The sequence below is a fragment of the Rhodococcus sp. DN22 genome (assembly GCF_036669995.1).
Taxonomy (GTDB): Bacteria; Actinomycetota; Actinomycetes; order Mycobacteriales; family Mycobacteriaceae; genus Rhodococcus_F; species Rhodococcus_F erythropolis.
In genome coordinates this window covers 95407-121730 of sequence record NZ_CP133328.1, presented here as the reverse complement: position 1 = coordinate 121730, position 26324 = coordinate 95407, and the positions used below count along the sequence as shown (strand labels likewise).

Annotated in this window: 22 protein-coding genes and 11 pseudogenes; 24 read left to right on the top strand and 9 right to left on the bottom strand. The window is 61.3% G+C overall.

Translation table 11 applies throughout. The annotated features are described in order from the left end of the window. Positions 1-20 precede the first annotated feature (20 nt). Both RA302_RS32230 and RA302_RS32225 read left to right on the top strand, forming a co-directional pair. Positions 21-206: pseudogene (locus RA302_RS32230) on the top strand (helicase); the annotation flags it as partial. Between the two features lie 99 nt (positions 207-305). After that, the gene (locus RA302_RS32225; protein WP_166503024.1) at positions 306-476 is read left to right on the top strand and encodes a hypothetical protein; all 171 of its coding nucleotides are present in this window, start codon (positions 306-308) and stop codon (positions 474-476) included. A 551-nt stretch (positions 477-1027) separates the two neighbouring features. On the opposite strand, the gene RA302_RS32220 is transcribed toward RA302_RS32225, so the two are convergent. Next, positions 1028-2341 (bottom strand): IS256 family transposase, encoded by a 1314-nt coding sequence (locus RA302_RS32220; protein ID WP_166503022.1) that lies wholly within the window; start codon positions 2339-2341, stop codon positions 1028-1030. 464 nt (positions 2342-2805) lie between these two features. Between RA302_RS32220 and RA302_RS32215 the strand changes: the two are divergent. Beyond that, positions 2806-3626: pseudogene (locus RA302_RS32215) on the top strand (IS21 family transposase); the annotation flags it as partial. Further along, positions 3623-4296, top strand: a pseudogene (gene istB, locus RA302_RS32210) (IS21-like element helper ATPase IstB); the annotation flags it as partial. The pseudogenes RA302_RS32215 and istB, both read left to right, overlap by 4 nt. 343 nt (positions 4297-4639) lie before the next feature. Here istB and RA302_RS32205 read toward each other — a convergent pair. Both RA302_RS32205 and RA302_RS32200 read right to left on the bottom strand, forming a co-directional pair. After that, the gene (locus tag RA302_RS32205) at positions 4640-4957 is read right to left on the bottom strand and encodes a helix-turn-helix transcriptional regulator (protein ID WP_011331594.1); all 318 of its coding nucleotides are present in this window, start codon (positions 4955-4957) and stop codon (positions 4640-4642) included. Next, positions 4954-6015 carry a site-specific integrase gene (locus RA302_RS32200; protein WP_030538082.1) on the bottom strand — a complete coding sequence of 354 codons (1062 nt, stop codon included), beginning with the start codon at positions 6013-6015 and terminating at the stop codon, positions 4954-4956. Before RA302_RS32200 ends, RA302_RS32205 begins: the two co-directional genes overlap by 4 nt. A 145-nt stretch (positions 6016-6160) precedes the next feature. On the opposite strand from RA302_RS32200, the pseudogene RA302_RS32195 reads away from it, so the two are divergent. The 6 genes and pseudogenes from RA302_RS32195 to RA302_RS32170 all read left to right on the top strand — a co-directional run. Further along, positions 6161-6313, top strand: a pseudogene (locus RA302_RS32195) (ATP-binding protein); the annotation flags it as partial. Positions 6314-6535: 222 nt separating this feature from the next. After that, positions 6536-6847, top strand: a pseudogene (locus RA302_RS32190) (IS3 family transposase); the annotation flags it as partial. A gap of 118 nt (positions 6848-6965) precedes the next feature. Then, a pseudogene (locus RA302_RS32185) lies at positions 6966-7102 on the top strand (IS630 family transposase); the annotation flags it as partial. Positions 7103-7757: 655 nt separating this feature from the next. Continuing rightward, complete coding sequence (locus tag RA302_RS32180) at positions 7758-8198, top strand: hypothetical protein (protein ID WP_080656786.1); 441 nt, start codon at positions 7758-7760, stop codon at positions 8196-8198. A gap of 486 nt (positions 8199-8684) precedes the next feature. Next, entirely contained in the window at positions 8685-9998 is a 1314-nt protein-coding gene (locus RA302_RS32175) for an IS256 family transposase (protein ID WP_030538128.1), read from the top strand. A 354-nt stretch (positions 9999-10352) separates the two neighbouring features. Continuing rightward, positions 10353-10562 carry a hypothetical protein gene (locus RA302_RS32170; RefSeq protein WP_166503019.1) on the top strand — a complete coding sequence of 70 codons (210 nt, stop codon included), beginning with the start codon at positions 10353-10355 and terminating at the stop codon, positions 10560-10562. On the opposite strand, the pseudogene RA302_RS32165 reads toward RA302_RS32170, so the two are convergent. The 3 genes and pseudogenes from RA302_RS32165 to RA302_RS32155 form a co-directional block, all read right to left on the bottom strand. Further along, positions 10483-10785, bottom strand: a pseudogene (locus tag RA302_RS32165) (transposase); the annotation flags it as partial. The gene RA302_RS32170 and the pseudogene RA302_RS32165 overlap by 80 nt on opposite strands. Before the next feature lie 38 nt (positions 10786-10823). Further along, entirely contained in the window at positions 10824-12137 is a 1314-nt protein-coding gene (locus RA302_RS32160; RefSeq protein ID WP_030538128.1) for an IS256 family transposase, read from the bottom strand. 137 nt (positions 12138-12274) lie between these two features. Then, positions 12275-13057, bottom strand: coding sequence for a DUF4145 domain-containing protein (locus tag RA302_RS32155; protein ID WP_021334706.1), 783 nt, complete (start codon positions 13055-13057; stop codon positions 12275-12277). A 341-nt stretch (positions 13058-13398) separates the two neighbouring features. Between RA302_RS32155 and RA302_RS32150 the strand changes: the two genes are divergently transcribed. The 5 genes from RA302_RS32150 (at position 13399) to RA302_RS32130 (ending at position 17796) form a co-directional block, all read left to right on the top strand. After that, a complete protein-coding gene (locus RA302_RS32150) occupies positions 13399-14118 on the top strand; it encodes a hypothetical protein (protein ID WP_021334705.1) in 720 nt (239 codons plus the stop codon). Between the two features lie 363 nt (positions 14119-14481). After that, entirely contained in the window at positions 14482-14697 is a 216-nt protein-coding gene (locus tag RA302_RS32145; protein ID WP_030538123.1) for a hypothetical protein, read from the top strand. Beyond that, on the top strand, positions 14698-15003 hold the full coding sequence (locus RA302_RS32140) for a type II toxin-antitoxin system PemK/MazF family toxin (protein ID WP_021334703.1): 306 nt from the start codon (positions 14698-14700) through the stop codon (positions 15001-15003). A gap of 28 nt (positions 15004-15031) precedes the next feature. After that, positions 15032-16999, top strand: coding sequence for a hypothetical protein (locus tag RA302_RS32135; protein ID WP_021334702.1), 1968 nt, complete (start codon positions 15032-15034; stop codon positions 16997-16999). Then, complete coding sequence (locus tag RA302_RS32130; RefSeq protein ID WP_021334701.1) at positions 16999-17796, top strand: hypothetical protein; 798 nt, start codon at positions 16999-17001, stop codon at positions 17794-17796. The genes RA302_RS32135 and RA302_RS32130 overlap by 1 nt, the downstream gene beginning before the upstream one ends. A gap of 125 nt (positions 17797-17921) precedes the next feature. Here RA302_RS32130 and RA302_RS32125 read toward each other — a convergent pair. Further along, positions 17922-18278, bottom strand: a pseudogene (locus RA302_RS32125) (PDDEXK nuclease domain-containing protein); the annotation flags it as partial. 301 nt (positions 18279-18579) lie between these two features. On the opposite strand from RA302_RS32125, the gene RA302_RS32120 reads away from it, so the two are divergent. Continuing rightward, complete coding sequence (locus tag RA302_RS32120) at positions 18580-19638, top strand: IS110 family transposase (RefSeq protein ID WP_165639875.1); 1059 nt, start codon at positions 18580-18582, stop codon at positions 19636-19638. A gap of 60 nt (positions 19639-19698) precedes the next feature. Here RA302_RS32120 and RA302_RS32115 read toward each other — a convergent pair whose 3' ends face one another. Then, positions 19699-20259, bottom strand: coding sequence for an integrase core domain-containing protein (locus RA302_RS32115; RefSeq protein ID WP_080656784.1), 561 nt, complete (start codon positions 20257-20259; stop codon positions 19699-19701). Positions 20260-20282: 23 nt separating this feature from the next. On the opposite strand from RA302_RS32115, the pseudogene RA302_RS32110 reads away from it, so the two are divergent. From RA302_RS32110 to RA302_RS32075, 8 genes and pseudogenes are all read left to right on the top strand, one after another. Beyond that, positions 20283-20746, top strand: a pseudogene (locus RA302_RS32110) (helix-turn-helix domain-containing protein); the annotation flags it as partial. Between the two features lie 113 nt (positions 20747-20859). Beyond that, positions 20860-21021, top strand: a complete 162-nt coding sequence (locus RA302_RS32105; RefSeq protein WP_155277984.1) for a hypothetical protein — start codon at positions 20860-20862, stop codon at positions 21019-21021. A 107-nt stretch (positions 21022-21128) separates the two neighbouring features. Continuing rightward, on the top strand, positions 21129-22442 hold the full coding sequence (locus RA302_RS32100) for an IS256 family transposase (protein ID WP_166503022.1): 1314 nt from the start codon (positions 21129-21131) through the stop codon (positions 22440-22442). 96 nt (positions 22443-22538) lie between these two features. Further along, positions 22539-22654: pseudogene (locus RA302_RS32095) on the top strand (2Fe-2S ferredoxin); the annotation flags it as partial. 98 nt (positions 22655-22752) lie between these two features. Then, positions 22753-22961 (top strand): annotated as a pseudogene (locus RA302_RS32090) (cytochrome P450); the annotation flags it as partial. Positions 22962-22977: 16 nt separating this feature from the next. Further along, entirely contained in the window at positions 22978-23586 is a 609-nt protein-coding gene (locus RA302_RS32085; protein ID WP_021334597.1) for a TetR family transcriptional regulator, read from the top strand. Positions 23587-24155: 569 nt separating this feature from the next. After that, entirely contained in the window at positions 24156-24449 is a 294-nt protein-coding gene (locus RA302_RS32080) for a transposase (RefSeq protein ID WP_030537996.1), read from the top strand. Then, positions 24446-24973, top strand: a complete 528-nt coding sequence (locus RA302_RS32075; protein ID WP_011331550.1) for a transposase — start codon at positions 24446-24448, stop codon at positions 24971-24973. The genes RA302_RS32080 and RA302_RS32075 overlap by 4 nt, the downstream gene beginning before the upstream one ends. Here RA302_RS32075 and RA302_RS32070 read toward each other — a convergent pair. After that, the gene (locus tag RA302_RS32070; RefSeq protein WP_211919460.1) at positions 24897-25952 is read right to left on the bottom strand and encodes an IS30 family transposase; all 1056 of its coding nucleotides are present in this window, start codon (positions 25950-25952) and stop codon (positions 24897-24899) included. The two genes, RA302_RS32075 and RA302_RS32070, sit on opposite strands and share 77 nt — an antisense overlap. Positions 25953-26324 lie beyond the last annotated feature (372 nt).

The following is a 26324-nucleotide window of genomic DNA, read 5'->3' as shown; positions in this document are numbered from 1 at the left end:
CAGGAAAGGTTTGATTCGTCATGCGCATTACTGCCTCGTCGTCGGATATCGCTGCCCCCTCCGGTTTGGTCCCGTCACCGCCGCGTCCGCCCGCTCCGTCGCTGACGGGGTGGCCGGGGTCGGAGATCATGGCCGACCCGATCACGGCGCGGGTGCTGTTTTCGGTGTGGTCGGGTGATCCTGCGGTGGTGGTGCCGTCCCCGCCATGGTGGATGTCGGGTGTTGTGGATAGTCTGTTGGTGCTTGTCCTATCAGGGCGTGACTGACCATCACGCTGATGTCTATCCCCGGAAGGGGTGTTTTTCGTGACCCGATTTGTCTTGTCTGAGTCCGAGTCCGGTGTGGATGCGGGGGTGGCGTTGGGTGTTCTGCCGGCTCGCGCTGCGGCCTATCTGCTTGCTAGTGGGTGGAGTGCCGATATGGAGGGAGGCGGTGTGACGGTGGGAGCGGCACTCGAGCGCTGCGCTGAGTCCTGATGGCAGTATCTGCTTGTCAAGGAGCTGTATCGGTGGCAGGTGCGCGGTGGTGTCCGCGACGACCTCTTCGAAGGCAGCCCAGCGGAAACAAATTCCGAGCGGGCCGCCGTGTTGTCGGCTGTTCGCACGGACTCTGCGGCGCTGGCGGAATTGTTCGGGCCGCAGTGGGCGGACATGGTTTCGCTGGCTGTGGCCGGAGACTTCAGTGAAGATCGGATGGTCGATTCGCTGGAGGCCGTCGATGCTGGCTGGTGGGCTGGATTCGCGTGGCCGGCGGCGATCGACGCGGCGAGTTCGGTTGCCGTCGAATCTGGACGCCGAAATCAGTTCCTGGCCGCGTTCAATGTGGCGTGCCGATTGGGGCACGGGGTGAGCCGGATTGCGGCTGCCGATGCGTCACGAGGTCTGGTGGTTCGGGATCTGATTGGAGTTCATGGTTTCGATCTCAGCCACTACGACCGATTGACCGGACCGTGGCGCCGGCACATCGGTGCGGTGCACCGGGATGACCGTCGGCGGAGGAATCGTCAAATTCTGTGGATTAAGGTGTGTCAGGCGACCTCGGATACCGGCGTGTCCGGTGACGGTTCCGGGGTGATCTCGACGGGTCGTTCGAGGAGCTTGCCCTTGTGGAACAGCGCACCGGCCCGCACCAACGCCACCAGGTGCGGGGCGTTCACGGCCCGCCAGCGGGCCTGGGCGGCCTCGATCAGCTTGTAGGCCATCGCCATCCCCGCCGCCCGCGACCCCGGGCCCTTTGTCACCTTGGTTCTCAAACGCACTGTCGCAAAAGTCGATTCGATCGGATTTGTCGTGCGCAGATGCACCCAGTGCTCAGCCGGATACCGGAAGAACTCGAGCAGCACGTCGGCGTCGTCGGTGATCTTCGCGACCGCCTTCGGGTACTTCGCGCCGTAATCGATCTCGAATGCCTTGATCGCCACCTGCGCCTTGTCGATGTCCTCGGCGAGGTAGATCTCCTTCATCGCCGCCAACGCACCAGGATGAGCCGACTTCGGCAGCGCAGAAAGAACATTCGCCTGCTTGTGAAACCAGCAGCGCTGTTCCCGCGTTTCCGGGAACACCTCGCGCAGGGCCCGCCAGAACCCCAAGGCACCGTCACCGACCGCCAGCACCGGGGCCCGCATCCCACGCCGGCGGCAATCCCGCAGCAGGTCCGCCCAGGACTCGGTCGATTCCCGGTACCCGTCGGAGAGGGCGACGAGCTCCTTACGGCCGTCGGCGCGGACACCGATCATCACCAACAGGCAAAGTTTCTCCTGCTCGAGACGCACTTTCAGGTGAATACCATCGACCCAGAGATAGACGTAATCCGCCTCCGAGAGATCCCGGGCGGCGAAGGCTCTCGCCTCGTCCTGCCACTGCGTCGTGAGGCGGGTGATCGAACTGGCCGACAGGCCGGCACCGGTGCCGAGGAACTGTTCGAGGGCGGGACCGAAGTCGCTGGTCGAGAGCCCGTGCAGGTACAGCAGCGGCAGCACCTCGGACACCTGCGCGGATTTGCGGGCCCATGCCGGCAGGATCGTCGAGGAGAACCGCCTACGTTCACCGGTGTCGGGGTCGACGCGCTTGTCATTGACCCGCGGCGCCTTCACCGCCACCGCGCCGGCGGCGGTGACCACCTCGCGCTCGGCGTGGTAGCCATTGCGGACCACCAGCCGGTGACCGTTGTCGTCGATCTCACCGGCATGCCGGGCGATGTAGTCGGCGACCTCGGCCTGCAGGGCTGCGGCGAGCATCTGCCGGGCGCCGTCGCGGACGATCTCGTCGAGCAACGAGCGGCCCGCGCCGACTGCCTGGCCGGTCTCGTTGGAGTCGTCGTCGTAGTCCACTATCGTGAGCACGGGCGTACCTTCCCGCCAGCGTTGGCGCGCTGGACTTGATCAGAATCCTGTTCGTGTACAGATCATCATCCGGGAAGGTGCGTCCTCCCGGGATCCACAGGTTTCGATCATTCCTCCCTGGACGCTCTCAAATCTGGTGACGGTCATCGGCGCACCTCTCTGCAAATTCATGTGAAGAACGGACAATGTGGACCGCTGCTCGTGAAGGGCGAGGTTCGATGCGCACAGCGCCGAACATGTCTGCGCCGCGTCCGGGACCGATCCGTTCTGGAGTCAGGCTGAGCCAATTGTTGGCTAATCAGAAGGGTGAGTGCGCACCGAGAATGCCCTACCGATGTGTTTCTGCAGCTCAACAGACTCAGAGTCTTGTCCGGACCGGACGCATTCTGGCGTAACACCGGACGCAGCCTGAGGTGCAATTATGAGTTGAGTCTCATTCGTTTGGAACTGTCCAACGGTCGGAGTACTCGCGGTTCATCTCGGCGGTGATGATCCCGTCCAGACAAGGTGGCGACTCTTGTCTGGGATGTGGGAACTGATCTCCGGGTTGGGTAAGGTCCCGAAAACGCTGGTGTGGGACCGAGAATCAGCAATCGGAGGCACCGGGAAGATCACCACACCTGCTGCTGCGTTCGCCGGAACGTTAGCGACTCGGATCCAGTTGGCTCCACCGCGGGACCCGGAGTACAAGGGCATGGTCGAACGCGCCAACGGCTACCTGGAAACTTCGTTTCTACCCGGCCGGACGTTCACCTCACCGCCTGATTTCAACGCCCAACTCCGTGACTGGCTCACACGAGCGAATACTCGCACCGTGCGGGCGATCGGTGGCCGACCTGTCGATCTGCTCGCCACCGACGTGGCGGCGATGATCGAACTGCCACCGGTCATTCCGGCGATCGGACTCACTCACCGGATCCGGTTGGCGCGGGATTACTACGTGCGTGTCGACGGCGCCGACTATTCGATCGATCCACGAGTGATCGGCCGGTTCGTCGATGTGAGCGCCAGCCCCACCCGCGTGGTGGCCCGCTGCAACGACCAGATCGTTGCCCGCCACGACCGTTCATGGGCGAAACACGTGGTCGTCACCGATCCTGATCACGTCGATACTGCGGCGCAACTGCGCCGCGGACTGGCGGACGAACGGCGCCGCCGCACGGCAGCGGCCACACGCCGGCACATCGACGGGCACCCCGTCTCGTTGCGGGCATTGCCAGATTACGACGCTCTGTTCGGCGTCGATCTCGAATCCACCCCGACAACAGTGAGGACCACATCATGACAACCGCAACCAAGAAGAAAGCCGCCGAGGCAGCCGCCTCGGCACCGCCAGCGGACGGAGTGCCGTCCCAGATCGCATATCTGACAAGAGTATTGAAGACTCCGACGATCGGACGAGTATGGGAAGAGCTCGCCGATCACGCCCGCGACGAGAACTGGTCACACGAGGAATACCTCGCAGCAGTATTGGGCCGCCAACTCGCCGATCGTGAGTCGGCGGGCACGATCATGCGAATCCGCACGGCGCACTTCCCAGCAGTGAAAACACTCGAAGACTTCAATCTCGACCACCTACCGTCGCTACGACGTGATGTGCTGGCGCACTTGGCGACTGGCATGTTCGTTCCCAAAGCGGAAAACGTCATCCTGCTCGGACCCCCGGGTATCGGCAAGACACACATCGCGATCGGACTCGGAGTCAAAGCCGCCTACGCCGGATATTCCGTCCTCTTCGACACTGCCAGCAACTGGATCACTCGGTTGAGCACCGCGCATCATGCCGGGCAACTCGAAACCGAACTCAAGAAGATCCGTCGTTACAAGCTGATCATCATCGACGAGGTCGGATACACCCCTTCGATCAGGACGCGGCGAACTTGTTCTTCCAGCTGATCGCCTCCCGATACGAGCAAGGCTCGGTCATGGTCACCTCCAACCTCCCGTTCGGGAAAGCGCACATGTTCGCGCGAATCTGTGCGTAGTGGCGCCGAAATTTCACGGGTTCGGCAGTCGGGTCGGGTCGACGAAGTCTGCCAGGTAGATCATGGCGGCCTCGGCGGTCATGCCGAAGGCCGCGGCCCCGGCACAACACGGCCTCCGCGAAGCGGACCTTGTGATCGCACTGCGCGCACCGGCGGGAACAAAGCACGCAACGACCTGTCTCGACGACCAGCACCCTACTGCGGCTGCAGTCAGGGCACGGTTGCTTGGCCGATGATGCCCACCGGTCCGCCGCACTCGACACAGTCACGCTGGCGTTTACCCATGTTCTGCAATGACTTCCAGGTCGGCGTGTCATATCGGCGGCAGCGAGCGGCCGCGGGCGTTGACGGCTTGGCGCTGCGTCGGCGCCGGTCGGATCGGCGGCTCGGCAGGACGCTCGACGGGAGTGGTGTCGATCTCGAACAAGTCGTCCGGAGTGCATTGCAAGGCAGTGCACAACGCGATCAGCGTCGTCATCTTGATCTGGGTGGGTTCCTTGGTGAACAGCGCCGACACCGACGCCGCCGACATCTCCAGCCCGGCTTTGTCTGCCAGCAGCCTGCGCAGCTCGGTCCCGGTCCACACTTCGCGTTGGGCCGCGGCCATCCGCAGTCGCCACTTGATCCTCACGCTCGCTCGTCCTCTCCGCTGAGCTCGGCCAGGGTGGTGGTCACCGCGCGCCGATACGCGTCCTCGATGAAGGTCGCCGATGGCCGGACATACCGCATTGTCGATCCGACGGTCCAGTGACCCAGAAGCTGTTGGATCGCAACCAGATCCACGCCACGCTCATAGTTGTGGGTCGCGCACGCACGTCGCAGCGCATGCGGGCTGAACCGCTCCGAACGCGGGCGCCCTTCGAGCTCCATCAGATATCGCAGCCGGTTGCGGATCGTTCCACGATGCAGCGGCCCGCCGGACTCGTCGGCGAACAACACCGGCGAGTCCGGGAACTTGGGCCGCACGTCGGTCAGGAACCAGCGCAGCACCAGGTCCAGACCGTCGAGCATCGGAACCCATCGCGGCCGAGGACCGGACATCCTGGCGCCCTTACCGAAGCGGACATGAAGTTTGCCGAACGGACCACGATCGAAATGCACATCCGGAAGGTCGAGCAGCGCAGCCTCTTCCGAGCGCAGTCCGGCATGATAGAGCGTCCGGAACAGCGCGTAGTCCCGAGCTGCCGGCCCATATTTTCGGGCCGTGACGATGCGCGCCTTCATGAACTCGAAGAACTCCCGCACGCGCTCCGGAGTCGGAGGCTGCACCAGCGCCGGCGAATCGTCGCCGACATGGCGGGAGGCGTTGAACTCATCCACCGGACAGACCAGCTTCACCCCGAACACAGCCTCGATCTCGGCTGCCTTGCGGACCTGGAGGAACCAGTGGAATCCCTTGAAGATCTGCACATACTCCCGCCGAGTCGACGGAGCACGGCCCGCGACTGCGAGGCTGCCAACGACTCGGTCGATGTCCTCGGCGGTGACTTCCCACGCAGGCCGTCCCAGCGCCGTCAGCGTCCGCTCGAGTAGCCCGATGTCGTTGTCGATAGTGACTGGGCTGAAGCCCCGAGCACGCCAGGATGCGACGAAGGCGTCCACGCAGTTACGTTGGAACACAACAGGATCTGACTCGATCGACTCTATCGGAACGACGTTGCCCGGGATCAGCCGCAGACCTTCTGTCATCAGCACACCTTCTTCACACCTGAACGGTTAAGGCAGCACCTAATATAGACCGCTCACAGCTTGAAGAAGGCTGAAACGCGAAAACATGCTGAAGTCCCAGCGAGCTGCGGGTTTCCACGGAGACGAACAAGTGCCAACCCCAGATCGATGGGGCGAAACATTTTCCGACGACGTCGTCGCCGCAGCGATGATCGACCGACTCGTCCACCACGCCGAAGTACTCACCCTCAGCGGCGACTCCTACCGCACCCGATCCCGCCGAGAACTTCTGACCAAGAACCGATCCAACAGGGACTAATCAAAGCCAAGTGGTGAATTTTCGTCCGACGATCACCGATCACTTTTCATCCGACGTTGACATCTTCAGCCATCTCAAGGAGGAATGGTTCTCCCGTCCAGAAACCCGACACTCTCGACGAGTTTCACGAGGGGCTCACTGATTACCTGCGATGGTGGAACACCACCCGCATCCAATAGCGACTCGGCTACCTCAGCCCCGACGAGTACGGGGCGGGCCGGAACGATCGTACATTCCGATCGGGGTAGCTAATTTCGGTCGAGGAAATTCGTTCATGTGTTGTCCGACAACGGTTTACAAGGTTCCATGGGTAGGGTCGGGGCATGCGGTGGCAATGCCGCCATGGAATCCTTCTTCTCAATGTTGCAGAAGAACGTCCTCGACCGTCAACGGTGGTCGACTCAAGAACAGTTGCGGCTCGCGATCGTGACCTGGATCGAGAAAACGTACCATCGCAAACGTCGGCAACGGCGCCTCGGGAAGCTCACCCCGATCGAGTTTGAGACAATCAACCAGGCTTTTTACGCGGCTTGAAGCTATCAACCCCACGTGTCAACTGAAGTGGGTGCAGTCCCTTACGATACGAGGATGATGCCCGAAGAGCATTCCGAACCTGAGTTCGTACCGCCGACGGTGAACGGTTTCAACTGCTCTCGAACAATCGCCGCCGCATGCTACGCACTGGTTTCGGACGTCGATGGCCGAGAAGACCGACCTCTCGAAATCGACGATCGGGCGTATCTCGCGCAGCTCTAACTGAAACCACATCTGACCGATGGTTTCAAGCTGCCTCCACATCTTGTATCTAAACAGCTCATCGCCGGATCGACCTCACGCATTCTGGTTCCCGAAGAGCCGGATTACTACGAGGGTTGCGGGGAGACCGTCGCGCACGCCGGCCTAAGCGGTTCGCCAATCGTCTTTTTCTGCTACTAATCTGCATTCGGATGTGACGGACCAACTCGGACGCAGACGGGATACTGCTGGATTCCACTTTCCGGAGTCGTGATTCTTTCCGCTCTCACTAAGAAAATTCGCCGTGACTTACGCGGTGCGGCATCGCGCAACTAACGTCCGTTCCTCCCCCTGCACCTAGGCGAATGGATCGGCATGAACAATGATCTCTTTACTTGCTCCGAGCCGCACCCATGGGTATTTCGTGACAAAATATGGCGCTTCGAAACTCGTGTAGTCACATGACCATCCGGTCCGGATCCTGCCCGGATGGCCGCTTCATACCTGTTGAACTGGCATTTTTTCCAGTGCGGAACAATCAACTCGCGACACCATGGCGGCGAAACATGTAAGAATGCTGACACGGCGGTATGTATTCACCAATTTATTGGTCGGCTTCCAATTCAGAAAGTTCAGAAGCCTTGGTGCCTTAAGACCAGACACGGGATTTGGGTCCAATATCAGATTCCAACGCAAGGAAGGCGTTTAGATGGAATATCCCCCTGAAACGGCTATAAAAAGTCAATTCCTGGTTGCACTTGACGATACTTTTCAATACCTGGCAAATTCAAAAACTTCGAATTCAGTGCGCGTGAACGGATTTAAGATGATCCTTTCGTACATTCATATTATTGAAGGCAGTCTTTCAAATTGTCACCTGCACAATACGATCGACAATCCCAGCTTCGCGCCAGAAATCGACTCTATAAAATCTCCATCAGGCCGACTCCTCAATGAGGTCGAGCATAAAGGTTCGGTCGACGACGAGAAAATTGTCGCCAAATTATATGACCCGGCCGTTCGAGAGCTACTAGTGAATGCAAATGGATTGTCGCACAATTCCCAGGACTTACTGGAAACAATGGCTGCAAGATTGCGAAACTCTGAACGGTTCCTTGCATCAAACCCAAAGGCCCAATTCACTCCATGAACGATTTCACCAACCCTTAAAGCATAAAAACACTGGAATATAGAGAAATCTAGATTGCCACCATCCTCAACTATCTCCTTGTGCCTGATTTACGAACGGTTCAGCCTTGAGAGGAGCTTACGCATGAAGAGCCCACTAACTCCCAACCCGAGCGTTCTAGCCGCGGTCACCTACTTGTTAAAACAACCGGATGCTGCAAAATTTCGACGACAACATCAAGCCTTAGTCGTCCCAGTTGGCGGCCCTACCGGTAGGCACAATTTCGACTACACGGCGGCAGATAATTTTGCACTACTCTCTGCACAACGGAGAGCAAACGAGCTCGGCGAGCCCGACCCCACATGGATCCAACGAAAGTCGTCTTTCGACAGAGGAATGATCGAAAGCTGTGGATCCCGGGAGGACGCACCTTCCCGGATGATGATCTGTACACGAACAGGATTCTGATCAAGTCCAGCGCGCCAACGCTGGCGGGAAGGTACGCCCGTGCTCACGATAGTGGACTACGACGACGACTCCAACGAGACCGGCCAGGCAGTCGGCGCGGGCCGCTCGTTGCTCGACGAGATCGTCCGCGACGGCGCCCGGCAGATGCTCGCCGCAGCCCTGCAGGCCGAGGTCGCCGACTACATCGCCCGGCATGCCGGTGAGATCGACGACAACGGTCACCGGCTGGTGGTCCGCAATGGCTACCACGCCGAGCACGAGGTGGTCACCGCCGCCGGCGCGGTGGCGGTGAAGGCGCCGCGGGTCAATGACAAGCGCGTCGACCCCGACACCGGTGAACGTAGGCGGTTCTCCTCGACGATCCTGCCGGCATGGGCCCGCAAATCCGCGCAGGTGTCCGAGGTGCTGCCGCTGCTGTACCTGCACGGGCTCTCGACCAGCGACTTCGGTCCCGCCCTCGAACAGTTCCTCGGCACCGGTGCCGGCCTGTCGGCCAGTTCGATCACCCGCCTCACGACGCAGTGGCAGGACGAGGCGAGAGCCTTCGCCGCCCGGGATCTCTCGGAGGCGGATTACGTCTATCTCTGGGTCGATGGTATTCACCTGAAAGTGCGTCTCGAGCAGGAGAAACTTTGCCTGTTGGTGATGATCGGTGTCCGCGCCGACGGCCGTAAGGAGCTCGTCGCCCTCTCCGACGGGTACCGGGAATCGACCGAGTCCTGGGCGGACCTGCTGCGGGATTGCCGCCGGCGTGGGATGCGGGCCCCGGTGCTGGCGGTCGGTGACGGTGCCTTGGGGTTCTGGCGGGCCCTGCGCGAGGTGTTCCCGGAAACGCGGGAACAGCGCTGCTGGTTTCACAAGCAGGCGAATGTTCTTTCTGCGCTGCCGAAGTCGGCTCATCCTGGTGCGTTGGCGGCGATGAAGGAGATCTACCTCGCCGAGGACATCGACAAGGCGCAGGTGGCGATCAAGGCATTCGAGATCGATTACGGCGCGAAGTACCCGAAGGCGGTCGCGAAGATCACCGACGACGCCGACGTGCTGCTCGAGTTCTTCCGGTATCCGGCTGAGCACTGGGTGCATCTGCGCACGACAAATCCGATCGAATCGACTTTTGCGACAGTGCGTTTGAGAACCAAGGTGACAAAGGGCCCGGGGTCGCGGGCGGCGGGGATGGCGATGGCCTACAAGCTGATCGAGGCCGCCCAGGCCCGCTGGCGGGCCGTGAACGCCCCGCACCTGGTGGCGTTGGTGCGGGCCGGTGCGCTGTTCCACAAGGGCAAGCTCCTCGAACGACCCGTCGAGATCACCCCGGAACCGTCACCGGACACGCCGGTATCCGAGGTCGCCTGACACACCTTAATCCACAGAATTTGACGATTCCTCAGTCGCCGCGCGAAAGGGTCGATCATTCTTTCGGCCATCGGAGAGCAAGCTAAAATGCGGTCAACTATCCTCAATCTTTCATGAGAGGTCATGGCATGTCCGCAGTGAACGGGGCCATCGTGTTTTAAGTCTTGTTGCCCGTGACGTGGGCGGATAGGACGATGAGGAACATGGCTGGACGGAAGAGGAACTCCGCAGAGGACATCGCGCGCAAGTTGCGCCGAGCAGACGAGCTCACCGCGGCGGGGAAACCCAGGAAGAGATCGCCGGCGAACCCGAGGGGTGTCGGCAGCGCCGTACTGGCGTAAACAGTACGGCGGCATGGATACCGACGCAGCGCAAGAACTCAAGGAATTGCGGGGGCAGCAGGGCAAACTCAAACGACTCCTCGCCGACGCCGAACTGGAGAAGGACGCCCTGCGGGAGGTCGCAAAGGACGCTCCTATAGACGTCAAGGGGTCAGTGCGCGGCAGTCACGTCGGAGTGCGGTGGAGACTTCTCGGGCGAGGTAGCGCTTCTGGCAGCGGATAATTTCGGGCATCGATTTTCCCTCTGACGTGCGACGTTGCACGTAGGAGCGGGCGTTGTCGCTGTATCGGAGGCGGACGATGGCGCCGGTGTGAAGTGCTTGGTTGGCGCGTCGGTCGCCGCCACGATGCAGTCGGTGACGAGTGGTCTTTCCTGATGAAGCGGGAATCGGTGCTACTCCGCAGAGGTGAGCGAAGGATGATTCCGATTTCAAGCGGCCCGGATTGCGGAGAGGAATCGTCAAATTCTGTGGATTAAGGTGTGTCAGGCGACCTCGGATACCGGCGTGTCCGGTGACGGTTCCGGGGTGATCTCGACGGGTCGTTCGAGGAGCTTGCCCTTGTGGAACAGCGCACCGGCCCGCACCAACGCCACCAGGTGCGGGGCGTTCACGGCCCGCCAGCGGGCCTGGGCGGCCTCGATCAGCTTGTAGGCCATCGCCATCCCCGCCGCCCGCGACCCCGGGCCCTTTGTCACCTTGGTTCTCAAACGCACTGTCGCAAAAGTCGATTCGATCGGATTTGTCGTGCGCAGATGCACCCAGTGCTCAGCCGGATACCGGAAGAACTCGAGCAGCACGTCGGCGTCGTCGGTGATCTTCGCGACCGCCTTCGGGTACTTCGCGCCGTAATCGATCTCGAATGCCTTGATCGCCACCTGCGCCTTGTCGATGTCCTCGGCGAGGTAGATCTCCTTCATCGCCGCCAACGCACCAGGATGAGCCGACTTCGGCAGCGCAGAAAGAACATTCGCCTGCTTGTGAAACCAGCAGCGCTGTTCCCGCGTTTCCGGGAACACCTCGCGCAGGGCCCGCCAGAACCCCAAGGCACCGTCACCGACCGCCAGCACCGGGGCCCGCATCCCACGCCGGCGGCAATCCCGCAGCAGGTCCGCCCAGGACTCGGTCGATTCCCGGTACCCGTCGGAGAGGGCGACGAGCTCCTTACGGCCGTCGGCGCGGACACCGATCATCACCAACAGGCAAAGTTTCTCCTGCTCGAGACGCACTTTCAGGTGAATACCATCGACCCAGAGATAGACGTAATCCGCCTCCGAGAGATCCCGGGCGGCGAAGGCTCTCGCCTCGTCCTGCCACTGCGTCGTGAGGCGGGTGATCGAACTGGCCGACAGGCCGGCACCGGTGCCGAGGAACTGTTCGAGGGCGGGACCGAAGTCGCTGGTCGAGAGCCCGTGCAGGTACAGCAGCGGCAGCACCTCGGACACCTGCGCGGATTTGCGGGCCCATGCCGGCAGGATCGTCGAGGAGAACCGCCTACGTTCACCGGTGTCGGGGTCGACGCGCTTGTCATTGACCCGCGGCGCCTTCACCGCCACCGCGCCGGCGGCGGTGACCACCTCGTGCTCGGCGTGGTAGCCATTGCGGACCACCAGCCGGTGACCGTTGTCGTCGATCTCACCGGCATGCCGGGCGATGTAGTCGGCGACCTCGGCCTGCAGGGCTGCGGCGAGCATCTGCCGGGCGCCGTCGCGGACGATCTCGTCGAGCAACGAGCGGCCCGCGCCGACTGCCTGGCCGGTCTCGTTGGAGTCGTCGTCGTAGTCCACTATCGTGAGCACGGGCGTACCTTCCCGCCAGCGTTGGCGCGCTGGACTTGATCAGAATCCTGTTCGTGTACAGATCATCATCCGGGAAGGTGCGTCCTCCCGGGATCCACAGGTTTCGATCATTCCTCATGGGTCGACGGAGTGATGCTCTACTCACGACCTTTTCGCTGCTGCTCTTCTGCGATGATCCGTTTCGCTTCGATGTTTGAGTTGGCATATTTGGACGGTGTCGGTGCGGGGTAGAGATGGTCGAGCGCGGTTTCGACAATCTCCATGGTTCGGAGGAGATCGCCGGCGGTAGTTAGGGATGAATCGTGAGTGTTCGAGTTTCCAACGATGCGGACGGCGTCCAGCAAGTCTTTGACGTCGACCTCTGGGTGCGCTTCGTGGAAGTTGTCTATTCGAGTGCTCAGATACAGGGGTGCATGGTTCTTGTTGGTGGATAGCCGCGGGATACCTTGCTCGTCGAGGAGAATCTCGATGCTTGCGCGCAGGGCAGTCGCTGCGGCTCGCGGATCATTCCAAACCAAGGAACCTACTCGAGAGAGTTCTGCCTTGATTGCGTCAGGCACTGCACCGGCGGTCTCAGCAACGTCAATCGGCGGATAAAACCCGCGTACAGAATATTTCGTTTCGAACTGTCGATCGTTGCTGAATGAGCTGACTTCATGAACGGTGAAGTCGCCGTATACGAGAGTAGTGCCTTTGCAGTTGATCGCAGTGCAGATTGTTTGCGCGGCAAAGGTTCCGACTATCGATTCGGGTTCGCCATCGTTGACATCGAACTCGGTGGTGTTGAAGTAGGGATCCCGGTTCAGCACGACCCTGTCCTCCTCGAGTGGGAGTGCGCCGACGTTGCAATAGGGGCATTCAATCTGTGGCCATTGGTGCAGAAATATTGGCTCTGTCAGTTTCTCCGCGAACGGCTTCATGACCTGCTCCTAATGTTCGGATCGGCTGTTTCAAGTCTATCTACGATGCTGCGGACTGGAGGTGGATTACTTCGGTCAAGCCAGACTGATCGTGTTCGGTAAAACCGCCAGTTTGAGATGTGGGGACGCTCCAGATCTCCCTGCCCCCGGCACAGCGAGGGGCAGGGGCATCTGGAGTTGCAAGTGCATTCGAAGTGTGTACGACATATGTTGCACAACAACGGAATTCAATCGTCGGATCTTTGCCCGCTGGAGATGTTGATGGTAGATTTGTGGAGTCCTGTTAGTGGTGGCGCCTGACCAGCCCGCCGATTCGATCACCTGGAAAGGGTGGTTTTCTGATGACTGTTCTCGACGTGCGTGCGGATTCTGCTGTGACGGCTCCTGTGCGCGATGGAGTGGAGGTGCTTGAGGTGATGCCCGCCGCGTTGGTGTCCGGGTTTCCCTCCGAGGGTGCGTGGTCCGAGGTAGTTGATGAGAGCGGCGATGTGGTGGCTGCAGGGTGGTTTTCTATTGACGCGGATGTTTCCACGCCGGAGTCGGGCAGGGTGGTGTTGGTTTCTCCGCAGTTGGCTGTGCCAGGCCGGAAGTTGCTGTCGGCGTGGGCAGGTTCCGTGCGGCCTTCAGAGGTCCGTGCTGCAGCTGTAGCGCCTGGGTGTGCGCCTGTGTGGTTCGGGCAGTACGTGTCCCCTGTGCATGAAGCTCAGCGTGTTGTGGTGCAGTTGGAAGCCGAGCGTGAGAAGTGCGCAGTTCTGGAGCGTGCGCAGGGTGAGTCCGTGCGTAAGCATCAGGAGTGGATCGAGAACTTGAATGATCTGGCGATCGAATGGGCCGATGACAACAGTTTGTGCGAGCAATTCGATCGGTTCATGGAAGAGAACGGGTTGCGAGGGCGTGAGCGTGACCAGGAGGTAGAGGTGACCGTGACTGCAACGATGACAGTGGCGGTGCGTGGTGTTTCGCAGCGCGATGCTGAGGAGCGAATTGATTCGGACGATATTCGTGAGCACATCAGCGGCCATCTCTCGTATCTGGATTTCGACTACGCGTTGGCTGACTAGCCCGGGGGAGAGGTGAGGCCGGGGGAGCGCGCAGCGCCCGGCCTCACCTCGATCCATTGGTGAGTGGAAGAGGGGAGCGCGCAGCGCCCGGCCTCACCTCGATCCATTGGTGAGTGGAAGAGGGGAGCGCGCAGCGCCCGGCCTCACCTCGATCCATTGGTGAGTGGAAGAGGGGAGCGCGCAGCGCCCGGCCTCACCTCGATCCATTGGTGAGTGGAAGAGGGGAGCGCGCAGCGCGAGTGTATTTCTGTGGGATGTGGCGTGAGTCCCCGGCACCGGGAGTGTCAGGGGCGGTGGTTGCAAGGAGATGAATGGATTTGGGGCCGGTACCGGTTTGCATCCCAATTCGGTATCATGATGGTTATGAGTACGCAGATCGCGGTACGGCTGCCCGAGGGCATTGTGGCGTTTCTCGACGGTGAGGTCAGCGGCGGGCGCGCGAAAAGCCGTGCCCAAGTCGTGCTTCGAGCATTGGAGCGTGAGCAGCGTCGGCAGTTGGCGGTCCGTGACGTGGAGATCTTGTCTGACGGCGCAGGCGGCGATGTGAATATCGCTGCCGCGCACGGGAAGAAGAGCTGAGTGCGCCCGATCCACGATGCGCAGCTCGGCGCGGGCGTTTCTTCGGTGTTGGTTCTGACGAGAGAGTTGGTTCGGCCTCATCTGGGGACGGTTACTGTTGCGCCGATTCGTGCGGAGGGGCGGGGGTTGTCGACGGAGCTGAGTTTGGGTGAAGGCAACGGCGTCGAGGACGGATCTGTTGTCGATTGTGATGGGTTGACGACGATCCAGGTGTCGGCTCTCGGTGTGAACCGGGGGTTTCTGCTGCCGGCGCAGGAAGTGTTGTTGACAAGGGCATTGCGATCAGCGTTCGACCTCGAATCATGAAGACACCAGCAGTGACGACGGGGCAGTGATGGCGGCGAAAAAGTGGGAGCAGATACCCATGTTCGACCTCGATCCTCCTCCGGTGCCCGAAGTTCAGGGGGATGGTTCTGAGCTCGATTTTGAACCAGCTCTCTTCGCGCTCGACGACGCGGCCCTGGATTCCGATGCCGGCCTGGACGCCACATCGCCGAATGTAGCAGATCACGCCGCCCCGGAGGCAGACGTCGAACCAGAAACCGGTGAAAGCACCGATGCCGATCGTCACGGTGAGGACTCGATGTCGCCCGTGTCGTCGGTCTCGGACACCGAACCAATTGTGCCCCAAGTCAAGGCCGCCGCTGACGTGGAGCCGGAAACGGAACCCACCCACGCGTCCGAGCTCGACGCAACCGAACCGGCCGCTCTTCCTCCCGCCGGCGAGTCAGCAGACGGCCACGCCGTCATTGTCACAGCGGTTGGAACCTACACACCCTCTGGCCATACACTCACCGGCCCAGTAGATTCCATCGAAAAACTCGACAAACTCATCAGATGGGCAACCCTCACCCCGCTGGGCGCACCGGCGCAGATCTGGATAGTCGGAATCGAAGCCTGCGACATGCTTGGATGGATCATCGACCCAGGCAGCGAAGACGACGTCGACGACATGGAAATCCTGCGCACCCGCGCTGCCGAAGAACTCACCGCGATCCTCCACGCCACGCTGACCCCGATGCTGACCGCAGGATGGGAACTCCGCGGAGAACCCGGCCACGTCGTTCACCTCTCCCGCACCACCGGGAACTTCACATCCATGGTCGACATCTTCATCGAACCCTACGTGTGGACCTACTGGAACAAAGACTTCGGATGGGGCAATCGCGTGGGGGACATGGGGATCCTCGGATCTCCCACCGCCGGAACCTACCTCCCCGACGACGACCTCCCCGCTGCCCGCGAACTGGGACGCCGGCTCGCCTGGTGCGCACAACACCTCGGCGTGCTACCCGGTCCCACTCCAGCACGCACCGGCGCCGCCATCGTCGACAAGATCAAACGCGACCGCACCCGCAGCGGTAAAGGAATCGTCGTCACCGTCGGTGGACCGGTCCCACCGCTGGACGGCGAACCCCGCGGAGATCTCGAACCTGCCCTCGGATGGACCCGCATCCCGCACCTCGAAGAACTTTCCGATGCAACACAACTGGTATCGATAGACCAACGAGCGGCGTACCTCGCTTCCGCTGGCATGCTCGAATTCGGCTACGGAAAACCTCGACATCTTCGCGGCGAGAACGCGCTCGACGCCGCGCGGCAATCGAAAACCCCGTTCGGACTCTGGCGTGTAACCCTCCCACCGGGTGACATGCTGGCGCTCCCACCCGCTCTACCGTTGCCTCACCCACACATGCTCGCCGACCAACCTGTGCAGACCTGGATCACCACCGTCAGCCTCGATGCACTTCAAACGTCCATCGCCGATGGCGGAATCGGCGCAGAACTCGACGACCTCGACATCGCAGAAGCATGGGTCTACCCCGAACAGGGTCGAGCCCTCGACAAGTGGGCGAAAATCTTGCGAGAAGCCCGCAAAGTTGCCGTCGACACCGGCGACACAGCAATGAAACGGTTCATCGGCGCCTGCTACAAGGGTTACATCGGCCGAATGGTCAACCCCGACATGTGGACCGCCAAACAAATGCAACACCACCACCAACCGCTCTGGCGAGCAGCGATCATCGCACACTGCCGCTGGCGAGGCCGCCGCGTCGCGATGCGCATCGCACGCGAAACCGGGCGTTGGCCACTGCGCACCGTCACCGACTCCTGGGTCTACCCCCTGCCCCCGGGCATCGACATCGCAGACGAGAGTGACGCACTCGGGAAAATGACTCTGGAAAAGAGCGCCCCGCTCACCGAAAACATAACCGTCATGCTGACCGACGCCCGCGACACCCACGAGATCAACCTCGCACTCAAAGCTGCGTTCACCGACGAAGATGAAGGAAACATATAGTGGCCCTACATCTTCCGAAACCACGATCAACCAAACCCGCACAGAAGACCGTCGGCTTGGACGGACTCAACGTATCCGTCTCGACAGCAGCAACAAGCGGTATCGAAAAATCGAAATCGGTCAAAAGTGGGGGATTAGCCGGACTCACCAGCAAAGTCTCCGTACGCCAGCTCCGTACGGAAATCGGCAAAGAAGGCCTACGGCAAGCAGCTGTCGACGCCGGGAGAAAGCCACCCTCTGACCGAACACTGCGCCGTTGGGCGCAGCAAGGACGAATCCCGCACCCCGACGTCACCGAACGCGCCAGGCGGCGAGCCGCCATCGAACGCCTCGGTGGAATCGACGCTGTCGCAAAGAAGATCGGCCGTTCACGATCAGCGGTCTCTCGCTACCGTTCCGGCGAAACGAACGAACTGCGCGCTGACGCGAAAAAGAAACTCAAGAACGTCAAAGCTCGCGACATCATGGACCGCGCCGGCGTACTACGACCCGACGGGCAACCCAAAAAGGCCACCATCCGAGTCCGCGGGGGAGTGTCCGTCCGCAACGGTTCCGAAGAAGGTTACGACTATCGAGTGCGTACCCTCGACTTCGCGAACTCCGACAGTCCCTTCAGTCTCGACGAAACATGGGAACTCGCCATGGCTTTGGCAGGCGACGATCATGCCCGGGTGGTTGCCATCCTCGAACGTCACGCCACGATGGATTACCCTGAAAACAAGGGATTCGACCAGTACGGCGACACTTTCGGATTTCACTTCGATTCCATCGAATCCGTCCACATCGACTGGACATAGAACTGCCCTGCCCCCTCGCGCCGGGCAGGACCAGGCATCTCGTTCGCAGACCCTCGTGCGAAACACCGGTAGCGATCTCGGCACCAGAGGATATGTCGGCCAGATTCGGAATCGAATGGCGCCTCTCAGCCGGAGTTGTCAGGTTTGACGGGCAGTTGGGAGTCGAGTTCGGAGACGGTGGCTTCCACAGCTGCCGCGATCTCGTCGTCGGTAGGGACGAGATCGCGAACCTGGGAGGGGAGAGTCTCATAGGTGTAGTCGGCTACGGCGAGGGGTGCAGTTGTCCCGGCAAGTGAATACCGGACGACGTTGTCGTTGCGGCCGGCGCAGAGCAAGATTCCCACAGTCGGTGCGTGGATGTCCTTGTTGCGTAGGTTGTCGTCGATCCACGAAACATAGAACCCGAGCTTCCCGACATACTCCGGCTCAAACCTGGTGACCTTCAACTCGACGACAACGAACCTCGCTTGCACCCAATTGAAGATCTGAAACGCATCTGTAAGTGTTTGTAGTGGCCGGCCCGGGGCCGGCTGACAGGATAGGTGTCGTCGCTACAACGCCGTGTGACTCATGAATCGCTTTGCTCCTTCGTGGTGCACTGGCCGGGGTTTGTCCACTCTGTTGTGGTGGCGACGCCGGTCCGGTCTTGCTTCGGTGGCTTGATTAGAAGCCTGCCCGACCTCGTTGCCGCGAGGTCGTGGCCCGTTACAGGCCTGCCTCGAAGTGCTCTTTCCGGGCCGACGCCGACAACGACGTCGCCCATCGGAAAGGACATCCGTCGCTATGCCTATCGTCGCAGATAACTACGAAATCGTCATCGGGGTCGATACTCACGCCGCCGCCCACGCGCTGTGCGTCGTGGCCGCCGCAACTGGTGCGGTGCAGGACAAAGCAAGTTTTCCAGCAAGCCCGGCGGGTCTTGATCGGGCCCGCACGTGGATTGCACACAGAGTAGGTCAACAAGCCGCCCTCGTTGTCATCGAAGGCATCGGCTCCTACGGCGCCGGACTCTCCGACCGCGTTCTCGCGGCGGGATTCCCGGTAGCCGAACCCTCCGTGATGGGGTCGGCGGATCGCAGAGGAGTCGGTAAGACCGACGATCTCGACGCCGCTCGTATCGCCCGATCAGTTCTGTCTGTCGACATCGATCGACTGCGTCGACCACGAGCGGACGGATCGCGAGTGGCGATGCGCGTTCTCGTGGTCGCCCGAGAACAGATGACGTGTGAACGGACGCGCACCATCAATGCGTTGACGGCTTTGGTTCGCACCGTCGAACTTGGTGTGGATGCACGAAAATCGTTGACATACAGTCAGTTAAAGGAGATCGCAACCTGGCGGGCTCGGTCCGAGGACGCCACCACTGCGACGTGCCGAGCAGAGGCCGTGCGACTAGCCAAGAGGATTCGTGCGCTCGATGCGGAGTTGGTTGACAATCGAAAGTCTCTCGACGCATTGGTGAAGACCAATGCGCCGGAACTGACTGCCGCGGTCGGGGTCGGGGCAGTGGTTGCAGCGACTGTCCTGATCGCGTGGTCACATGCAGGTCGGGTGCGCTCCGAGGCCGCATTCGCCTCGCTCGCCGGGACCTGCCCGGTCCCGGCTTCATCAGGTAACACGGTGCGCTACAGGCTTAATCGGGGCGGTGACCGCCGATTGAACAGAGCACTGACCACGGTTGTGATCGTGAGGATGCGGGTTGATCCCCAAACTCGCACCTATGTCGAACGTCGACGAGGAGAAGGCCGCACGACCAAGGAGATCATGCGATCCCTCAAGCGTTACGTCACCCGGCAGCTGTACCGGACACTTGCCACTGCACACCCAATCTTGGAGTCTTGACAGATATAGAAGCATCCCGGCAAGTCCGGAGACTGAACCGTGCCGGGTTTCTTGCCGCTCCTATGCTGGCGACATCTCCGGCTGGAGAATCGATAGTTGAGAGTAATAGACGGCTTCGAACTCGTCGGGAGTGACGTAGTTCAAGGTGCTGTGCAGACGGCGGGTATTGAACCAATCCACCCATTCTATCGTCGCGAATTCGATGTCGTCGATCGTCTTGATCGCCCCTTGCAGAAACGGACTGCTCTTGGAAACTTCTTCTGTCTTGAACAGTCCGATTGTCGACTCCGCAAGGGCGTTGTCGTGGGCGTCGCCGACGCTTCCAATTGAAGCCGCAATCCCTTCCAGTGCAGCCGTTTCCGCGAAGGAAATTGATGTGCACTGATTGGGCTCAACCGGTGGAAGCAACACCTGAGGCCAGGAGGGTGTTGTGGGCAGACCATCGGATTGGGCGCGGGAGGTGACGGGCAGGGCTCCGATGAGGTCACCGAAGAGCGCCGGGCCATCCTCGGTCGAAGGACCGAGATTTCTTGGGACCAGATCGCCACAGGCAAGCTTCCTTGCGAGGCTGCTGACGCTGTCGGCGTGGGACAACCTGTGGGCCAGCGGTTGTTCCGGCACGCTGGCGGGCTGAGACCGTATCCATGGCCCGCGCCGGCAGGTACCTCTCTCTGGAAGAGCGTGAGGGCATCGCGATCCTGCGCGCCACCGGCCACGGGGCGCGCGCGATCGCGAGTGTCATCGGGAGGAGCCCGTCGACGATCTCGCGGGAGTTGCGGCGCAACGCTGCGACCCGGGGCGGCACGCTCGACTACCGTGCCAGCGTTGCGCACTGGAAAGCCGAGTTGTTTGCCCGTCGCCCAAAGTCCGCCAAGCTGGCTGAGAATGAGCGGTTGCGCGAGTACGTCGAGGACCGCCTTTCGGGCAAGATCACCCTGCCGGGCGGCGCTGCTGTCGCCGGACCGTTCGAACGGCAATGGAAGGGTTTGAACAAGCCGCATCGTCAGGACCTCCGATGAGTGAAAGCGTGTAGCCCGGAGCAGATTTCGCACCGGCTGCCCATCGACTTCCCGATGACGAGTCAATGCGGATCAGCCACGAGGTCATCTAAGCCTGGATCCACTGACGAGCCTCTGAAAGTCAATTCGAATCGAAGACAGCGGTGGCGGCGGGTCTGCGGATCGGGATACCCGCGTTTCTCAGCCATGTGGTCAGGGAACCATGGGATATGCCGAGATCGGCGGCGATCCCGGCTACGGTCGCGCCGTCGGTATCGCAGTACAGCGCGACGCAGTCGAGCTGTACTGGCATGGCCCCGTTCACTGGGGACATGCCAGTGACGCAGTCGCCGATATCGCTACGGAAACCGGCGTGGAGGAATGATCGAAACCTGTGGATCCCGGGAGGACGCACCTTCCCGGATGATGATCTGTACACGAACAGGATTCTGATCAAGTCCAGCGCGCCAACGCTGGCGGGAAGGTACGCCCGTGCTCACGATAGTGGACTACGACGACGACTCCAACGAGACCGGCCAGGCAGTCGGCGCGGGCCGCTCGTTGCTCGACGAGATCGTCCGCGACGGCGCCCGGCAGATGCTCGCCGCAGCCCTGCAGGCCGAGGTCGCCGACTACATCGCCCGGCATGCCGGTGAGATCGACGACAACGGTCACCGGCTGGTGGTCCGCAATGGCTACCACGCCGAGCGCGAGGTGGTCACCGCCGCCGGCGCGGTGGCGGTGAAGGCGCCGCGGGTCAATGACAAGCGCGTCGACCCCGACACCGGTGAACGTAGGCGGTTCTCCTCGACGATCCTGCCGGCATGGGCCCGCAAATCCGCGCAGGTGTCCGAGGTGCTGCCGCTGCTGTACCTGCACGGGCTCTCGACCAGCGACTTCGGTCCCGCCCTCGAACAGTTCCTCGGCACCGGTGCCGGCCTGTCGGCCAGTTCGATCACCCGCCTCACGACGCAGTGGCAGGACGAGGCGAGAGCCTTCGCCGCCCGGGATCTCTCGGAGGCGGATTACGTCTATCTCTGGGTCGATGGTATTCACCTGAAAGTGCGTCTCGAGCAGGAGAAACTTTGCCTGTTGGTGATGATCGGTGTCCGCGCCGACGGCCGTAAGGAGCTCGTCGCCCTCTCCGACGGGTACCGGGAATCGACCGAGTCCTGGGCGGACCTGCTGCGGGATTGCCGCCGGCGTGGGATGCGGGCCCCGGTGCTGGCGGTCGGTGACGGTGCCTTGGGGTTCTGGCGGGCCCTGCGCGAGGTGTTCCCGGAAACGCGGGAACAGCGCTGCTGGTTTCACAAGCAGGCGAATGTTCTTTCTGCGCTGCCGAAGTCGGCTCATCCTGGTGCGTTGGCGGCGATGAAGGAGATCTACCTCGCCGAGGACATCGACAAGGCGCAGGTGGCGATCAAGGCATTCGAGATCGATTACGGCGCGAAGTACCCGAAGGCGGTCGCGAAGATCACCGACGACGCCGACGTGCTGCTCGAGTTCTTCCGGTATCCGGCTGAGCACTGGGTGCATCTGCGCACGACAAATCCGATCGAATCGACTTTTGCGACAGTGCGTTTGAGAACCAAGGTGACAAAGGGCCCGGGGTCGCGGGCGGCGGGGATGGCGATGGCCTACAAGCTGATCGAGGCCGCCCAGGCCCGCTGGCGGGCCGTGAACGCCCCGCACCTGGTGGCGTTGGTGCGGGCCGGTGCGCTGTTCCACAAGGGCAAGCTCCTCGAACGACCCGTCGAGATCACCCCGGAACCGTCACCGGACACGCCGGTATCCGAGGTCGCCTGACACACCTTAATCCACAGAATTTGACGATTCCTCCCGACGCAGTCAACTTCGACCACAATTTGAACGATCACATAAACGCAGCATCAGGAGTTGGTTATGGCTGGTGAGACCTTTGTATCGTACGACGAGAGAATGGCGAGACGCCTCTTCGAGGAAGGCTGCCGTTGATGCGGATCGCAATCAACAACGCAGTGCCCGGCATCGACGGCGACCTGCGGGGCGCCCGACCATCTCAGGCCACTGCGGATCGGCGCACGCACGGCAGGTCCGGTGCGCGGCGTCTGTCAGTTGTTCGTTTCCGCGGTACTAGCACGACAAAGCGGACATGACCGCTGCCGGAGAAGAAGCCGGATTCGATCTGGACCTCCACGTGTAGGGCAACGCTGAGACCTAAGGCACTGATTAGCTGGGCCGGGAGAGTTTTTGGGCAACTTGGTATTGCTAATCGTCGGCGGCAACGACATGACCCGGGATTCAATGATCGGCGATGTTCTGGCATTGAACCGGTTCCTTGATCAGCCGTTACACTCTAGTCATGGTTGTCGAGCCCGTCCGGGTTTCCTTTCGTCTGCAGCTGCGCGCTGAAGCCTTGCGAGCAGCTCAGGAGTTGGCCATCGAGAAGGGCTGGGAGAAAGTGCGATTCAGTGAAATCGCCGCTGTGATTGGCGTATCCCGGCCTACGTTGTATCGCGAGTTCGCGAGTAAAGCTGCCCTCGGCGACGCACTAGTCGTGCGCGAGACTCACCGCTTTCTGGATGGAATCCGGAAGGTCCTCGACGCAAACGCAGCCGACGTACCGACGGCCATCACGGCAGCCGTTCGTTACACGTTGGACGAAGCCGTTGAAAGTCCCCTGTTGGGCGTCCAGCTTGGCCGTTCGGATGACCTCACCCGTATGGGCACTGGGGTGTTGCCGTTACTCGCTACATCGACGAACATGCTGAAGTCCGCCACCGAAGAATTGGTGACGTGGATTCAGACCCATCTCAGAGGTGATCGTGCTGCCGACGTTGTCCCTGCGGTCGATGTTTGGATCCGCCTCACCGTCAGTCATCTGGTGCTCCCGGGTTCTATGGAACGCTGCAACCAAGCCGTAGCAGACCAGATTTCACTCTCGGTGCTCCGCTACCTTGGCCTTCGGTAGAACGAGCCCGCAGAGTAGGCTTCGTAACCTTCGTAGACTGCGATACTGGGTCGTGTGGCGTCGTAGCACGGTAACGAGATGTCGACAATGGTAAATGGGCATTAGTCCCTCCGCCAGTCACGATTTTTCGCCGCATGACATCCCGCGACAGCTGTCGTTGTGTGGGAAGGCGGAGCACACTGGTGCGCTCGTGTCGACATCGTGTGGCGGAAGACCGAATCGAACGCAGCGTTCTCTCTCTTCACCTAACATTCGCAGGAAAGTGGTTTGCTGGGGTCCAGCCTGAACACTCACTTCGATGGCCGCGGCATCAGAGGTAGGCCAAGTGGCTTTGTCAAACCATCGCCCTCCTATGGGAGGGCGATTCAGTGTCGCCGGAGCGGCGAGTACATCGTATACCGGGTCCCGCTGACGGGTATAACTGGTTTCCGCTGCGCAGACGTGCGTGTGGGAACGGAGAAAGTCACGCTACCGCCAACTGACCCATAACTTTATCCGAATGGGTCTGCTGCACGGATAGGTGACATCTGATCTGGCTTACCTTCGGGGTGGCCTGGAAGGATGCAGCTATGCCGAAGCCTTACCCACAGGAGTTTCGCGAGGATGTAGTCCGGGTGGCCCGCGGCCGGGAACCGGGTGTGACGATCGATCAGGTTGCCGCGGATTTCGGGGTGCACCCGATGACACTGTCGAAGTGGATGCGACGAGCCGATGTCGATGACGGTACGAAACCCGGGCTGAGCAGCATGAGTATGGCCGAGAACCGGGAGTTGAAGAAACGAGTTCGGCTGCTGGAGCAGGAGAATGAGGTGCTGCGGCGAGCTGCGGCGTATCTGTCGCAGGCGAATCTGCCGGGAAAATGATGTACCCGCTCGTGAAGGAGCTCGCCGTCGACGGAATCCCCGTCGCGGTCTCGTGCCGGGTCTTGAAGCTCTCCCGCCAACCGTACTATCGGTGGCTGCGTGATGCGGTCACCGAGGCAGATCTGACCTGGGCATATCGGGCGAACGCGTTGTTCGATGCCCACCGGGACGACCCTGAGTTCGGGTACCGGTTTCTCGCCGACGAAGCCGAGGCCGCGGGTCAGGTCATGGCGGCACGGACGGCGTGGCGGATCTGCTCGGATAACACCTGGTGGTCGAGGTTCGGCAAGAAGCCTCGCCGACTGAAGTCGGTGCGTTCCGGGCCGGCCGTGCACGAGGACCTGGTGCAACGCGAGTTCACCGCGCAGCGTCCGAACCGATTGTGGCTCACCGACATCACCGAGCACCCCACCGCTTGGATTCCAGCAATCGTCGCAACACTCGTAATTACGAGACTTCCAGTAAAGCACTCAGGCGCTCGGCAGGGGTGTCCCAGTCGAGCGATTTCCGGGGTCGGTCGTTAAGCTCCTCCGCGACGGCCAAGAGTTTGTCGACGCTGTGCGCTTCCAGGTCGGTACCGCGCGGGAAGTATTGGCGGAGAAGCCCGTTGGTGTTCTCGTTGCTGCCGCGCTGCCAGGGAGCGCCCGCGTCTGCGAAGTAGACGTCGAAGTTGGTCGCGGCGGCGAATGCCCGGTGCTCGGCCATCTCGGCGCCTTGGTCCCAGGTCAGAGTTCCTCGCAGCGATGCGGGCAGATGACGGACGGTGGTAATGAGAGAGTCGCGGACGGCTTCGGCAGTCCGTTCACGTCCGAGGTGCCCGAGCATCACGAAGCGGGAGGAGCGTTCGACTAGTGTCGCGATCGCCGATCCACCCAGCGCACCGATGATGAGATCGCCCTCCCAATGACCTGGCACTTTTCGCGAGTCAACCTCTGCCGGCCGATTGCTGATCGAGTTCATCGGGTCTACGAACCGCGGCCGACGGGCATCGGACTGCCTATGTGGCTTGCGCGCAATTCGACCGCGGCGCAGTTGCTTTCCGAGTTCACGTGTGAGATCGCCTCGGGCGTGCACGTAGATCGCTTGATAAATCGTCTCGGTGTTCGCACGCATTTCCGGCGTGGTCGGGAAGTCCTTGACCAGTCGGTGACTGATCTGTTGCGGCGACCACCTTTTCGCCAATTTCCCTTGGACATAGGAACGAAGCTCGGCATTGGCAACCAGCTTCGCCCTCCGCGGCCTGGCCCGATGCTTCACCGACAGCCGATGCGCCGTATGAGGCATATATCCCCTCACCGAGACGGTGTTGCGCTTGAGTTCTCGGCTGATCGTCGACGGTGCGCGTCGCATCTCCGACGCGATCGCCCGGATCGACAACCCCGCACGCCGTAGATCCTGCAACTGCTCCCGTTCGAGCAGGCTGAGGTAACGGGGATGGATGATCTTCTCGACCACATTGAGGTCGACACTTCCGCCGATCGCGCGAGTTCTTCGTTCTGGCACAACATCATTGTTCTTTACGGGGTACCGCACCACCCGGCCGTCGGGATAGACACGCCCTCGGTTGATGATGGTGATGCCTTTGTCCCAGTCGGTCGCCGATCGGGCATCGGCCCCGACGCGAGCCCTCGCCTCCACGCGCGTGAGTCCCGCCGCTCGTAGACGTAGGAACTCTTCACGCCGCGGGTTGACCTTGCGTGCCTCGCTGGTCGATATTCCTGCTTTCCGCGCCCATACATGGGCTGTTGGCCGATGAATCCCCAGCTCATGAGCAACAGTTGAGATGATTTGCCGCTCGCGAACGAGCCGCAAGAACTCAGCTTTGAGTTCCGCGGGGTAGGTGCGCGGCGCGGCCCGCGCCATGGTCAGCCCTGT

Coding starts and splice junctions, on each gene's coding strand:
- RA302_RS32085 (WP_021334597.1), top strand. CDS start 22,978: ATGGTTGTCGAGCCCGTCCGGGTTTCCTTTCGTCTGCAGCTGCGCGCT.
- RA302_RS32155 (WP_021334706.1), bottom strand. CDS start 13,057: ATGAAGCCGTTCGCGGAGAAACTGACAGAGCCAATATTTCTGCACCAA.
- RA302_RS32075 (WP_011331550.1), top strand. CDS start 24,446: ATGATGTACCCGCTCGTGAAGGAGCTCGCCGTCGACGGAATCCCCGTC.
- RA302_RS32150 (WP_021334705.1), top strand. CDS start 13,399: ATGACTGTTCTCGACGTGCGTGCGGATTCTGCTGTGACGGCTCCTGTG.
- RA302_RS32145 (WP_030538123.1), top strand. CDS start 14,482: ATGAGTACGCAGATCGCGGTACGGCTGCCCGAGGGCATTGTGGCGTTT.
- RA302_RS32120 (WP_165639875.1), top strand. CDS start 18,580: ATGCCTATCGTCGCAGATAACTACGAAATCGTCATCGGGGTCGATACT.
- RA302_RS32135 (WP_021334702.1), top strand. CDS start 15,032: ATGGCGGCGAAAAAGTGGGAGCAGATACCCATGTTCGACCTCGATCCT.
- RA302_RS32180 (WP_080656786.1), top strand. CDS start 7,758: ATGGAATATCCCCCTGAAACGGCTATAAAAAGTCAATTCCTGGTTGCA.
- RA302_RS32200 (WP_030538082.1), bottom strand. CDS start 6,015: ATGACAGAAGGTCTGCGGCTGATCCCGGGCAACGTCGTTCCGATAGAG.
- RA302_RS32170 (WP_166503019.1), top strand. CDS start 10,353: ATGGATACCGACGCAGCGCAAGAACTCAAGGAATTGCGGGGGCAGCAG.
- RA302_RS32080 (WP_030537996.1), top strand. CDS start 24,156: ATGCCGAAGCCTTACCCACAGGAGTTTCGCGAGGATGTAGTCCGGGTG.
- RA302_RS32105 (WP_155277984.1), top strand. CDS start 20,860: ATGGGATATGCCGAGATCGGCGGCGATCCCGGCTACGGTCGCGCCGTC.